Source organism: Streptomyces inhibens, assembly GCF_022221585.1.
Lineage (GTDB): Bacteria > Actinomycetota > Actinomycetes > Streptomycetales > Streptomycetaceae > Streptomyces > Streptomyces inhibens.
The window spans coordinates 4,880,606-4,893,154 of sequence record NZ_CP084681.1; the positions used below are offsets into that span (position 1 = coordinate 4,880,606).

15 protein-coding genes are annotated in these 12,549 nt (G+C 70.3%); 3 read left to right on the forward strand and 12 right to left on the reverse strand.

The genetic code is table 11. The features are described from left to right. Window positions 1-53: 53 nt before the first annotated feature. From KI385_RS22300 to KI385_RS22325, 6 genes are all read right to left on the reverse strand, one after another. Entirely contained in the window at window positions 54-269 is a 216-nt protein-coding gene (locus KI385_RS22300) for a ferredoxin (protein ID WP_238573935.1), read from the reverse strand. A 4-nt stretch (window positions 270-273) separates the two neighbouring features. Then, a complete protein-coding gene (locus KI385_RS22305; RefSeq protein WP_238573936.1) occupies window positions 274-1,518 on the reverse strand; it encodes a cytochrome P450 in 1,245 nt (414 codons plus the stop codon). Between the two features lie 114 nt (window positions 1,519-1,632). Continuing rightward, entirely contained in the window at window positions 1,633-2,424 is a 792-nt protein-coding gene (locus KI385_RS22310) for an ABC transporter permease (protein ID WP_238573937.1), read from the reverse strand. Beyond that, complete coding sequence (locus KI385_RS22315; RefSeq protein ID WP_238573938.1) at window positions 2,421-3,404, reverse strand: ATP-binding cassette domain-containing protein; 984 nt, start codon at window positions 3,402-3,404, stop codon at window positions 2,421-2,423. Before KI385_RS22315 ends, KI385_RS22310 begins: the two co-directional genes overlap by 4 nt. A 61-nt stretch (window positions 3,405-3,465) precedes the next feature. Then, a complete protein-coding gene (locus KI385_RS22320; RefSeq protein ID WP_238573939.1) occupies window positions 3,466-4,302 on the reverse strand; it encodes a DUF4097 family beta strand repeat-containing protein in 837 nt (278 codons plus the stop codon). 105 nt (window positions 4,303-4,407) lie between these two features. Beyond that, a complete protein-coding gene (locus KI385_RS22325) occupies window positions 4,408-4,944 on the reverse strand; it encodes a hypothetical protein (protein WP_238573940.1) in 537 nt (178 codons plus the stop codon). A gap of 229 nt (window positions 4,945-5,173) precedes the next feature. Here KI385_RS22325 and KI385_RS22330 point away from each other — a divergent pair, with 229 nt between their 5' ends. After that, window positions 5,174-5,731, forward strand: coding sequence for a DoxX family protein (locus tag KI385_RS22330; RefSeq protein WP_238573941.1), 558 nt, complete (start codon window positions 5,174-5,176; stop codon window positions 5,729-5,731). A 74-nt stretch (window positions 5,732-5,805) separates the two neighbouring features. Here KI385_RS22330 and KI385_RS22335 read toward each other — a convergent pair whose 3' ends face one another. The 3 genes from KI385_RS22335 to KI385_RS22345 form a co-directional block, all read right to left on the reverse strand. Then, window positions 5,806-6,597 carry a DJ-1/PfpI family protein gene (locus KI385_RS22335; RefSeq protein ID WP_238573942.1) on the reverse strand — a complete coding sequence of 264 codons (792 nt, stop codon included), beginning with the start codon at window positions 6,595-6,597 and terminating at the stop codon, window positions 5,806-5,808. 156 nt (window positions 6,598-6,753) lie between these two features. After that, window positions 6,754-7,497, reverse strand: a complete 744-nt coding sequence (locus KI385_RS22340) for a PP2C family protein-serine/threonine phosphatase (protein ID WP_238573943.1) — start codon at window positions 7,495-7,497, stop codon at window positions 6,754-6,756. A 66-nt stretch (window positions 7,498-7,563) separates the two neighbouring features. Continuing rightward, a complete protein-coding gene (locus KI385_RS22345; protein WP_238573944.1) occupies window positions 7,564-8,694 on the reverse strand; it encodes a site-2 protease family protein in 1,131 nt (376 codons plus the stop codon). Window positions 8,695-8,773: 79 nt separating this feature from the next. Between KI385_RS22345 and KI385_RS22350 the strand changes: the two genes are divergently transcribed. Together KI385_RS22350 and KI385_RS22355 are read left to right on the forward strand one after the other, a co-directional pair. Continuing rightward, on the forward strand, window positions 8,774-9,061 hold the full coding sequence (locus tag KI385_RS22350) for a hypothetical protein (protein ID WP_128503875.1): 288 nt from the start codon (window positions 8,774-8,776) through the stop codon (window positions 9,059-9,061). A gap of 210 nt (window positions 9,062-9,271) precedes the next feature. Continuing rightward, window positions 9,272-9,673, forward strand: coding sequence for a hypothetical protein (locus KI385_RS22355; RefSeq protein ID WP_128503924.1), 402 nt, complete (start codon window positions 9,272-9,274; stop codon window positions 9,671-9,673). Window positions 9,674-9,815: 142 nt separating this feature from the next. Here the strand turns inward: KI385_RS22355 and KI385_RS22360 are convergent, their stop codons facing one another. From KI385_RS22360 to KI385_RS22370, 3 genes are all read right to left on the reverse strand, one after another. Next, window positions 9,816-10,190, reverse strand: coding sequence for a hypothetical protein (locus KI385_RS22360; RefSeq protein WP_238573946.1), 375 nt, complete (start codon window positions 10,188-10,190; stop codon window positions 9,816-9,818). Between the two features lie 297 nt (window positions 10,191-10,487). Then, a complete protein-coding gene (locus tag KI385_RS22365) occupies window positions 10,488-11,150 on the reverse strand; it encodes a transglycosylase family protein (RefSeq protein WP_238573947.1) in 663 nt (220 codons plus the stop codon). A gap of 351 nt (window positions 11,151-11,501) precedes the next feature. Then, window positions 11,502-12,266: a 4'-phosphopantetheinyl transferase family protein gene (locus KI385_RS22370; protein WP_238573948.1), complete on the reverse strand. Its 765-nt coding sequence runs from the start codon at window positions 12,264-12,266 to the stop codon at window positions 11,502-11,504. Between the last annotated feature and the right edge of the window lie 283 nt (window positions 12,267-12,549).

Below are 12,549 nucleotides of genomic sequence, written 5' to 3' on the forward strand. Positions count from 1 at the left end.
GACTGGAGCGCGGACGGGTTCCCCCTCGGTCCGCACTCCAGTTCGTCTGCCCGCTACGGCCTCGGCCCGGGCGGATCCCCGATGACCGTGATGGCTCCGGCGGGGCAGAGGCCGGCGGCCTCATGGGCCGCGGTCACCTGCGCGGGCGGTGGCTCGGCGTCCAGCAGCAGCACCCGGCCGTCGTCGGGGTCCTGGTCGAAGACTCCGGGGGCGGTCAGTGCGCACATTCCTGCGCCGACGCAGCGGTCGCGGTCGATGGTGAGTTCCATCGGGCTACTCCTTGTCCCAGGTGACGGGGAGGCGGTGCACGCCGTAGATGTTCATGCCGGTACGCAGCGGGACCTCGTCGGCCGGGACGGCCAGGCGGAGGGTCGGGAAGCGGGTGAGGAGCGCGGGGAGGGCGACCCGCATCTCGACGCGGGCCAGTTGCTGGCCCAGGCACTGGTGGATGCCGTGGCCGAAGCCCAGGTGCCCGGTGGCCTTGCGGCGCAGGTCGAGGGTGTCGGGGTCGGGGAACTTCTCCGGGTCGCGGTTGGCGGCCTGCATCGAGAGGGTGACCGTCTCGCCGGCCTTGATCAGCCGGCCGTCCAGCTCGACGTCTTCGAGCGCCGACCGCACCGCGGGGTCGGCGACGGTCAGATAGCGCATCAGCTCTTCGACGGCTTGGTCGGCGAGGTCCGGGTCGGACCGCAGGGCGGCGAGCTGGTCCGGGTTGCTCAGCAGCGCGAAAGTACCGTGCGCGAGCATGTTGGCGGTGGTGTCGAGGCCGGCGGCCAGCAGGAGGCCTCCGATGCCGGTGAGCTCCTCGTCGGTGAGGTCGCTGGTGGTCAGGTCGCCGAGCAGATCGTCGGTGGGCTCGGCGCGCTTGGCGAGCACCAGCGCGTGCAGGTACTCCTGAAGCGCGGTCAGGGCGGCGTACTGCGCTTCCTGGTCGGTGCTCTGGGTGAGCAACGTCGTTGTATGACGCTGGAAGAGCTCCCGGTCGGCGTAGGGCACACCCAGCAGCTCGCAGATCATCAGCGCGGGGACGGGCTGGGCGTACGCCTCCACGAGGTCGACCGGGCCTCCCTGGCGCTCCATGGCGTCGAGGTGCTCGGCGGTGATCTGCTCGACGCGTTCGGTGAGCTCGCGCATCCGGCGGACGGTGAACTTGCCCATGAGCAGCCGCCGGTAGCGGGTGTGCTCGGGGGCGTCGATGCCGGTCATGTCGCCGACCGTCGCGGGGGGCAGTGCGCCGACGTCCGCGAGCGGGTGGTGCATCAGCTCCTGCCGGGAGCTGAAGCGGGGGTCGGCGAGTACCGCCCGGACCACGGAGTGTCCGGTGGCCAGCCAGCCTATGTGTCCGTCGGGGTAGGTCATCCGGGTGAGCGGCTGCCGCTCGCGCAGCCGGGCCAGTTCGGCGGGCGGGTCGAAGGGGCAGCCCGTGGGGCGGGTCGTGGGCAGCGTGACCGGCTCGGTGGGGGGCGCTGTTTCCCGGGCGGCCGTCTCGGACGAGGTGGCCTGCGGTTCGTGGTGCATGTGTCCTCCGATGCGGATGCAGAGTGACGTGCGGGATCGGTGGCGTGCGGGATCGGTGACGTGCGGGATCGGTGACGTGCGGGGTGGGGCGAAGTGGCCTGGCGCGGCGGCGGCCTACCGCTTGGCGTCACGGTCGAAGGCCGACCGCGCCCACAGATAGCCGGCCAGGGTGAGGCCGAGGCACCAGGCGAGCGCGATGAGCCCGCTGTTGCCGATCTCGGTGCCCATCAGGAGGCCGCGCAGCGTCTCGATGACCGGGGTGAAGGGCTGGTACTCGGCGAACCAGCGCAGTCCGGTGGGCATGGACTCCGGCGGGACGATGGCGCTGCCGAGGAAGGGCAGGAACGTCAGCGGCATCGGCATGTTGCTGGCGGTCTCGACGTTCTTGGCGACCAGGCCCATCGCCGCCGCGAGCCAGGTGAGCGCCAGGGTGAGCAGGGTGAGGACGCCGACGGTCGCGAGCCACTCCACGGGGGTGGCGCTGGGGCGGAAGCCCATCAGGAGCGCGACGCCGAGGACGAGCGCGATGCTGGCCAGTGTCTGGAGGACGCTGCCGACGACATGCCCGGTGAGGAACGAGGCGCGGGAGATCGACATCGTACGGAACCGGTTGACGATGCCCTCGGTCATGTCGGAGCAGACGCTGATCGCGGTGGACAGCGCTCCGGAGGTCGCGGCCATCAGGATGATGCCGGGCGCGATGTAGTCGATGTATGCGCCGCTGCCGGTGGGCATACCGCCGATACCGCTCCCCAGCGCGCCGCCGAAGACGTAGTTGAACAGCAGGAGCATCACGAGGGGCATCGCGACGACCGAGACCGTCAGGGACGGGTAGCGCACCGCGTGCTTCAGGTTGCGCCGCAGCATCGTCATCGAATCGCTGACGGCGTAGGACAGCGTGCTCATCGGGCGTTCTCCTTCAGGGAGTTGACCTCGGCACCGGACTGGGCCCGGCCGGTGAGGGTGAGGAAGACATCGTCGAGATCGGGGGTGCGCACCGTGAGGGCCTCGGCCCTGACCGACGCGTTGTCCAGGGCGTCGAGGACGGCCCGCAGGGCGGGGATGCTGCCGTCGCCGGGGATCTGCAGGGTGAGCGCTTCGTTGTCGCGCGCCGCGGAGGCGAAGAGGGCGGCGGCCGATTCGAGGCCGGTCGGGTCGGCGAACCGGAGGCGGATGTGGCCGCCGGGGATCAGGCGCTTGAGCTCATCCGCGGTGCCCTCGGCGACCAGCTTTCCGTGGTCCAACACGGCGATACGGTCGGCGAGTTGGTCGGCCTCCTCCAGGTACTGCGTGGTGAGGAAGATCGTCACGCCGTCGTCGGCGACCAGACCGCGGATGATCTCCCACATGGTGCGGCGGCTGCGCGGATCGAGTCCCGTGGTGGGCTCGTCGAGGAAGATGATGCGCGGATCGCCGACCAGCGTCATCGCCAGGTCGAGCTTGCGCCGCATCCCGCCGGAGAAGGTGGCGACCGGCTTCCTGGCCGCCTCGGTCAGCTCGAAGCGACGCAGCAGCTCGGTGGCGCGCCGGCGGCCCTCACGGCGCGGCAGATGCTGGAGGTCCGCCATGAGGAGCAGGTTCTCCTCGGCGGTGAGCAGGTTGTCCAGCGCGGCGAACTGGCCGGTGACGCCGATCGCGTCACGTACGGCACGGGGCTCGCGGACCAGGTCGTGCCCGCCGACGTGGGCCGCTCCGGCGTCGGCGGAGATGAGGGTGGACAGGATCTGGACGGTGGTGGTCTTGCCCGCGCCGTTGGGTCCGAGCAGCGCGAAGACCGTGCCCTCGGGGATGTGCAGGTCGATGCCGTCCAGCACCACCTTGTCGCCGTAGGACTTGGAAAGTCCGGTGGCGGTGATCGCCGACGAGACGGCGGTAGCAGTGGTCATGCGCATGACAGTCCTCTCTCGGTGCAGTGTCATGGAGTGGCGGGATCGGTGGATCGGACGGTCAGGGGCGGCGGATCACGATGTCGCCGATGCTGGTGCGGGCGCGCACCTCGACGGTGTCGCCGGAATCGCCGGGACCTTGGGACGGGGCAAGGGAGTTGCGCACGCTGCCGACCTTGGTGAGCACATCGAGCCAGGCTGCGGTGGACTCGGGGATGCCGATTTCGAGATCGCCGGCGGCGGCCTGGAGGACGATCTGGCCGCGTGCCACTTCGCCGACCCGGATGCCGCCGTTGGCGGACTTGGCGTCGACCCCGGCGTGCGCGACGCCGACGGAGATACGGCCGTTGGCCGAGTTCACCTTGAGGTCACCGGTGACCTCGCCGATCGCGGTCTCGCCGTTGCCGTTCTTGACCGTCGCCGCGCCCGCGATCTCTCCGACGTCGACCCGGCCCGCCGCGATGACCTGGGCGTCCCCGGTCACCCGGTCCAGACGGATGTCGCCGAAGTCGGTCCGCAGGTCGACGGTCTCCGCCTCGTCGAGCTGGATGTCGCCGAGCGAGGTCTTGAGGGCGGCCTCCCCGAAGCGGCCTTCACAGAGGAAGTCCGCCATCGGCGAGTAGCCCTGGAGGTGCGAGCCGGCCGGCAGCTCGACGGTCACATCGAGCGAGCCGCACTTGCCGAAGAGCGAGCGCTTCCTGGGACCCTTGACCAGCAGCTTGCCGCCCGAGCAGGTGACCTTGGTCTGCTGAGCGGCCCGTACGTCGGCCTCGTCGGTGGCGTTGCGCGGCAGGACCTCGACGACCGTGTCGGTGCGCTTGCTCGCGGTGATGCGGGCGGAGCCCATGTCGAATTCGAGGGTGACGGAGATCGGTTCAGGGGTGTCAAAAGTAGGCATGACTGTCCCGTCCTCTTGGCTTCGGTGTGCGTTTCCGCTGGTGTGGAGCTCCGCCCGGCGGGAGCCGGGGGAGTGAAGAAGAAGTGGCGCGAAGGCGGGTCGCGGCTAGCGGACCCAGCCCGTGAAGCCCTGCTCACCGCGGTGGCGGCTGCGACCCGAGGCACGGGCGGGCGCGCCGGGCTCCAGGGCGGTGGCGACGGCCCGTACGAGCCAGGCGTTGACCGAGAGGCCTTCCTGCGCGGCGACGTCCTCGATCCGGGTCTTGAGGTGGGCGGGGAGACGGAAGTTGATGCGGGCGGTGCCGCCCTCGTCGGCGTCCGAGGGGGTGGGCGGCACGGGCGCCGGCGCACCGCTCGGTGCGCTCCCGTGCTCCACGGCCGCCTCGTACGGCTCCTGGACCGGCGGCGGTGTCACCACGAACTCGGGGTCGAGCCCGCGCAGCCGTACGTCGACCGAGCCCGGTGCCAGGTCGCGGGTGACCTCGCCCATGGCGGCGGACAGCGCGTTCAGCAGGGTGAGCCGGGCGGCCGACTCCAGGGGTGCGGTGAGTCGCTCGGCCAGAGCACGGGCTTCGTCTCCACCCGCTTCCGCGGCGACGGCGAGCTCGTGCCGGAGGTTGTCGACATACGGCGTGAGGTCCATGACGCCATCATGGCACCACCGTGGCGCCATGGCAAGCATCAGTGGCGCAGACGTGGCACCAATGGCGCCATGATGGCGCCATGGAGCCTCATCACCCCACCCTGGACGTGCCCTGCCGGGGAGCGGAGTATCGATGGTGAGGGGGCTGTCGATCGGTGTGACCGCACCGGCGGCCCGGACAATCTGCGCCGGCAGACCGGATCGGCATCGGCGCAAGAGGTGATCCACGATGAAACTGCGTAACGAACGTCAGCATGCCCGTCACTCCGCGGCCCCCGACGCGGGCCCCGGACCGCCGGGCGTGCGCGCCGCCGACGCCGGCCTGCTCCTGTTGCGGCTGACGGTGGGTCTGGTCCTGGCGGGCCACGGCGCACAGAAGCTGTTCGGCCTGTTCGGAGGGCACGGCCTGGAAGCAACGGGAAAGGGCTTCGCCCTCCTGGGCTACAAACCCGGCACCTTCTTCGCCGGCCTGGCCGGAGCCTCTGAATTCCTCGGCGGCCTGGGCCTGGCCCTCGGGCTGCTCACCCCGCTGGCCGCGGCAGCCCTGATCGGCGTCATGATCAACGCCATGGCGTTGGCCGCCGACCACGGTCTGTGGGCCGAAAAGGGCGGCTTCGAATACCCCATGACCATCGCCGTCGCCGCGCTCACCATCGCGGCCGTGGGCCCCGGCCGCCTCTCGCTCGACCTGCGTTTCCCCTGGCGTAACGGCGGATGGCTCCCGGCGGCCTTCGCCCTGGTCGCCGGCGGCGTGGGGGCAGTGATCGTCCTGGCATTGAAAGGCTGACCGGCCGCGCACGACAGCCGCGCCCCACCGCGGCCCGACGACCACGGACCACACCGGCCGGCTTCCCGGCCCTCCTAACGCGCCGAGTCCGCGAGCAACTTCAGTGCCAGTTGCTCCAGTTCGGCATCGGCCTTCTCCGGACTGCCCGTGTCGTACGGAGGGTCGGGGTCGTACTCGACGGCGAGCTGCATCGCCTGGGCCACCTTCTCGTCGGACAGACGGGCAGCGAGGTGCAGGCCCATATCGATACCCGCGGACACCCCGGCCGCGGTGATGATCTTCCCGGTCTCGACGAAGCGGCCGGGGGTGTAGACGGCGCCGAGCTCCTTCAGATACGGGCGCGAGGCCCAGTACGTGGTGGCCGGGAGGCCGCGCAGCAGACCGGCCGAGCCGAGGATCAGCGAACCGGTGCACACCGAGGTGGTCCAGACGCTGTGCCGGTGTATGCGCCGGATCCAGGCGTGCACCTCGCGGTCCTTCATCATCGCGGTGGTCCCCCGCTCGCCACCGCCGGGCACCAGCAGCACATCGGCCTGGTGGACGTCACACAGGGACCCTTCGGCGACGATCTCCAGCTCCCCGGTGTCCGTGCGTATCGGCCCGGCCTGCCGGGCCACCATCGTCACCCGTACGCCCGGCACCCGGCACAGCACCTCGTACGGCCCGATGGCGTCCAGCGCGGTGAACCCGTCGTACAGCAGCACCGCCACGCTCGGCCGCGCCCCGGCCGGTGCGCCGGCGCTCACGCGCTCCGCGGCGCGGGCCGGGCTTCCGGCGCCAACGGCCGCCGCCCCCAGCGTGCCCGCCACCGCGGTCCGCAGCAGCCGACGGCGGCTCCTCCCCGGGTCCGCATCCTCAGCTTTCACGTTTCAACGCCCCTTGGTGTCAAGGCCGTTGCCATGAACGGCACGGCTCACACCTCAGCAGTCGGGCGATCGGCCGGGGGAGTTCCCGGGGCGCGGCGCATCGGCTCCCCGGCGGACCGGCGACCCGTCCCCCGGCTCACCGCCGCGCTCGGCGCCCTACCCGCCGATGCCGATCAACGCCAGCGTGATGTTGTCCGGACCGCCCGCCTCGATGGCTGATTTCCACAGTTCGAAGGCGGCCCGGCCGCCGTCATGGGCCCGTAGCAGGTCGTCGAGCGCGTCCTCCGGCACGGGGTCGGTCAGACCGTCGGTGCACACCAGGTAGCGGTCGCCGGCGGACAGCGGCGAGGTCATGACGTGCGGGGTGATGGCGCTGAACTCCGGAGCGCCGCCGAGCGCCTGGGTGACCAGGGAGGTGGTGCGCCGTCCCGGTGCCAGGGGCGGACTGTCGTCGACGCTCACCTGGCGAAGGCCGTGCTCGGTCGCGTCGAGCACCCGGCTGTCGCCGACGTTGAACACCAGCAGCGACTCCGACAGCACCACGGCGCCGGCGACCGTGGTGCCCATGGTGATCAGCTCCGGGTCGCGGCCGGCGGCCGCGTACACCGCGTGATTGCAGAGGTTCAGGGCGTCACGGACGGCCTGCTCGCTGTCCAGTGAAGGGCCGCAGGAGGCCAGCTGCCGGACGGTCAGGGCGCTGGCCACCTCGCCGGCCGGCTGGCCGCCGATACCGTCGGCGACCGCCACGACGAGCGGTGTACCGAGCGGGAACACCAGCGTCTGCGGGTTCTCGGTCACGGTGCCGCACAGCGTCCACGGACCGACCACAAGGCTGTCCTCGTTGTGATCACGGAGCAGCCCGGGGTGGCTCAGCGCGGTCACGGTGATGTACGACGGCATAGCTGTCTCCCGCCTCTCTGCGGCGGCGGCAGGGGCGTCCCGTAACACCATTGTGGCGCGCGGCGCTCAGTCGGGCCCCTTCCCGCCCAGCGTGTGCCGCCGCATGAGCCGGGAGATGTCCTTCCCGGTGACGATCCCCACCAGATGGTTCCCGTCCACGACGAGGATGCGTGCGCCGGTACGCAGGCTGATCCGGTCGACCGCCTCGCTCAGCAGCTCGTCCGGAGCGGCGACCGCGCACTGGGACAGCGGGATCGCCACCTCGCGCACCCGCACGGTCTCCCGGTTCGCCGGCGGTATCGCCGCGAGCCTGCGGATCTGCACCATTCCACTGGCGCGGCCTTCGAAGTCGAGCAGCGGCAGGGCCGAGTGGTGCGTGTCCACCGCCACCTCGTCGATGAAGCGCTGGACGGTCAGCCAGTCGGCGCCGGTGGTCACCGGGCTGGACATCGCCTCGGTCACCCGTACCCCGCGCAGTGCCGTGTGGAGTGCGGCGCGCCGCCGTTCCCCCCCGGCGACGACCATGATGAACAGGCCGACGAAGACGATCCACAGTCCGCCCGGCGCCCCGCGCAGCACGGAGATCCAGCCGAAGGCCACCATCAGCACACCCATGATCTGGCCGCCCCGGGAGGCCGCCAGATCCGCCCGCTCCCGGTCTCCGGTGCGCCACCACAGCACCGCCTGCAACACCCGTCCGCCGTCGAGCGGCACGGCGGGCAGCAGATTGAACACGGCCAGGAACAGATTCGCCCAGCCCAGCCACAGCAGGACGACGGCGGGTACCGCCCAGCCGTCGAGCTCCTGCAGCCCGACGCCGACTCCGAGGGCGGCCCCTCCGATGACCAGGCTGGCGAGCGGCCCGCTGACCGCCACCGCGAAGGCCGCCGCGGCGGTCTGCGGCCGCCCCATCCGCGTCGTGCCGCCCAGCGCCCACAGCGTCACGTCCTCGACGTTGATCTTCTTTCTCCGGGCGATCGCGGCATGCGCCGTCTCGTGCAGCAGCAGGCTGCCGGTGAGCAGCGCGGCCCCGGCGACACCGGCGACGGCGTAGACGGCATCCGAGCGCCCAGGAGTCCATACCGGGAGGGCCTGGCGGCCGAGTCCGTACGCGAACAGGCCCACCAGCAGCGGCACACTCCAGTGCATCCGCAGCGGTACCCCGACAACTTGTCCGATGCGGACCGAGCCGTTCATGGTGGTCTCCTGCGCTCACCACAATTGTCGCTCGCGGAATCTACGCTGGAGGTACGCACGGCACTGCGGGAGGTGCGTCATGGGGCACAGCCACCACTTCCACCTGGATCAGGGCGGACACTCGATCACCGTGAACGTCGGGCCCGGCCGGGACGGCGAGATAGAGCTCCTGGTCAACGGCAAGGTGATCGCGTACCGGAAGGAGCACAGCCCGGGGATGAATGTGCTGAGCGGCGAACTCCCCGACGAGCCCGCACACCCCTTCCGGGTACTGCTGCGCCAGCCGCATCTCATCCCGTCCGTCCCGCGCTGCATGCTGGAGCTGGACGGCGTGGAGCAACCGATGCCGGAGCGGCTCGTGCTGTGAGCGCAACCGTGAGCTGTCGCGGGCCCGGGGCGGGCCCGCCGCGCTCGGCGCCCCAACGGCTGGGGTCCGGAGTTTTTGGGCCACCCGGCTGATTCTGGTCGCCGAGCGTTTTACTCCCTGCGGGTTGAACGACGATGTGCGTGGTCAACGGCAGCACGATACGTCTGGCATCGGAACGATGAACAGGCGAGGAGCATCGTGAGAAGAATTGTGCGGGCGGGAAGCGTCGTCGGGGCATGCGGACTGGTGTTGATCGGCACCGGAGTCGCGCACGCCGTGACCATTCCGGGTGAGTCCCTGCTGTCGGCCGTGGCGGGCGCCGATGTCGGCACCATCACCGGCATGGTCTCCGGCGTGGTCTGCAACAACCGCCTTGCCGACTTCCATTACAAGTCTCCGGTGTACAAGTCGCCGTCGCCGCACCCCTGCATCAACGGGCCGGTACACAGCGGCAACAGCCTGCACAGCGGCAACTTCATCAACCACGGGAACCCGAACAACAGCGGCAACCTCTCCAGCACCAACGGCTCCACCAACAGTGCCAACTCCGCCTCGGGCGCTTCGTCGAACAGCAGCAACAACATCCTTCGCGTTCTCGGCCTGCACTACTGACACCGTCCCGCCCGCCACGACGATCGCCCGGCGAGCACCGCCGGGCGATCGTCGTTTTCTCCTCCCCCGAGGCCGCCACCGGCCGCGAAAACGCCTCCGGCCCCGGTGGGCACCGGGGCCGGAGGTTCGGATCAGCGTGGGGTCAGAGCTTCTGCCCTCCGCCGCGTCCGGCCTTCAGCTGGTTGTTGTTGCTCTTCACCTTGACGCCGTTCGTCTCGTCGTGCGCGTTGGTGTTTCCGTTGTCGTTGGTCGGGCTGCCGCTGTTGCTGTTGTTGCCCGACATATGGACGTTCTGCGAGTTCCTGACGTTTCCGCTGTTCACCGGCCCGTTGACGCAGACCCTCGCCCTGGGCCCGCAGCGAAGCACGGCGCGGAAGTCGGCGTAGGTGTCGCTGTTCCACACACCGTCCCCGCCATACCCGTCGAACGGCCCGCCCCACGCCTGGGCGGGTGACGCCCCGCCGACGGCCAGGAGCAGGCCGCAAGCTCCTGCGATCATGAATTTGACGCGTGCCATGTTCTTCACTGTGTGCTCCTGCACCTCGCGGTTGGTAACCCCGCGGTCTTGCTACCGGGCATGCCCGAATCGTCCAAGTCTGAGCAACGGCCCGTCCCGCGCATTCACTCTGACCGATCACCGGATTCACCGTGACGGCCCTCCGGCCCGCCACTCCGAAGGCACCGGCCTGGCCGGATCCGCCTCCCCGCGTCCGCGGGTAAGTGGCCCACGAAGGACCGGGACTCCTGGTGGACCGCGGCGGACACCGATCCGGAACGGGCCGACCTCCTGGCCGTACGCCGCGGCCGCCCGCCCTCACGCCCGCAGGCGCAGCCGCTGCCCCGGGTAGATGTGGTCCGGACCCTGGGGGAGTTTGTCCTTGTTCAGGGTGTACAGGGCCTTGGTGCCGCCCGGGGCGTGGGCGCGTTCGGCGATGGCGGAGAGGCAGTCGCCGCGGTGTACGACGTAACTGTGGGCGGCTGCGCCGGGCGTGGACGGACGGCTGCGCAGTGCCGGGGCCTGCTGCGGGGACGGTGCGGCCGCGGGGTCCTGGCGGGTGGTGGGGGGCTGCTGGACGATGGGGGTGGTGTCGCCGCCGTCACTCCTGCCGGAGGTGCGGTGGGCGCAGTTCGGCCAGGCGGACAGCCCGCGGTCGCGGACGATGCGCTCGCCGATGGCGATCTGCTCGGCGCGGGTGGCCAGGTCCGCGCGCGGGGCATAGCGGTTGCCGCCGTAGGCGCGCCAGGTGGCGGGGTCGATCTGCAGACCGCCGTGGTAGCCGTTGCCGGTGTTGGTGTGCCAGCGGCCGTTGCTCTCGCAGGCGGCGATGCGCTCCCAGTCGGGTGCCGGTGGGCCGGCGGGCGCCGGTGGGCCGGCGGGCGCCGCGGCGCTCCGGCCGGCGAGGCCGAGGACGCTCAGCATGACCAGCAGCACGGACAGGATCGTTTCGACGGACCGTTTGGCGAGGGGCGACGGCATGACGGGAACCTCCGCTGTGCTCCGGCAACGCCGTGACGGAGTACTCGCCACGACCGGTGGGCACGCACCAACTAACCCGGCAATATGGTTTTCGGCATGCCTGGGGAGGGCGACATGCACGTGTTTCACCCGGGTGGATGCAGGGCCGGGGTTCGGGTAACCCCCTCACCCGATGGCCGTGTGGAAGCGGATCTCCACCTCGCTCATGGTGATGCCGTCGCCCTTGGTCGCCTGCGGCCGCCCGCAGTCGTCCACGTCAGGGTTCGAATTCAAGCCAATTCAAGCCAATTCACTTCGGCAGTAGTGAATTCGTGAGAGTGCGGCCGGCGGCTGCGCTGTGGAAACGGGCATTTACCTGACCGAATAGGCGAAGGACGGGGTGAGGGAGAGCGGTTCCGGGGTCGCGACGGCGAACTCATAGGAGGGGGAGAAGGTGAAGTTCCTTACCGAGACCGGCACTTCGATGCCATAGGGGCAGGGCACGGTGACCGTTCCGTGGTCGGTGGGAAAACCGGCCTCGATGCGGTCGGGGGCGACGGACAGACCTCGGCCGACGGCCTGCATGGCGGCGTCCTTGCGTACCCAGAAGCGGGTGATCAGTCGTTCGCGCTCGGCGGCCGGGCGGCCTGCCGCGATGCGGGATTCATGGGCCGTCAGCACCTCGCACGGGGTGTGCGGCGCGGAGCTCTCGGGGCGTACCGACTCCACCGAGAAGCCCATCTGACGGGCGTCTTCGCCGCACGCCACGACCAGCAGGCCGCGGGTTCCGTACAGCTCCCAGTGGGTGGCGGTGGCCATCGCGGTGCTCACCCGGGCGGGGAGCCGGGCCAGCAGCCAGCTGCGGGAAGCGCCGTCGAGAGTGGCTCGGGAATGGCCGTTGAGGCCCAGACAGCTGTCCGGGGACAGCGCGCTGCCGGATCCGCCGGGCGGGGCGGAATCCATGGGGACCACGAATATCGGGACGGGGGTGGAGAGGAAGTCCGGGCGGTCGTGGGGGTGGGGGTGCGGGTGCGTGAGCGGTGCCAGGCGGACCTGGGCGGGGTGTTGCCGGTGGTCAGGAACGTCCCGGTCAAGGGGTTCCGGACAGAGTTCGAGAAGAGCGGCGTTCGTTTCCACGTACTTTCCGTCCTCCACAGTTGAGCGGTGCCGAGGCCGCACTGGGTGAGTGACAGGCCGTCATACTGTTGGTGTCTCCCCCTTTTTCGCCTACATCGATCGATACAGACAGCCCAAGGTTTGCAGATCCTCCGGATCCTTCGAGTCATCCCTCTTGCTGATGTACGGCTACATACTTCGATGTACGGGAGACTGACCCAAATTCGGGCGCCAGGGCCAAGAGAACGGGCAACTCACCGAAGTACTGTCCTCGTGTGTGGTTACGTCTTTTCACAAGTACGAA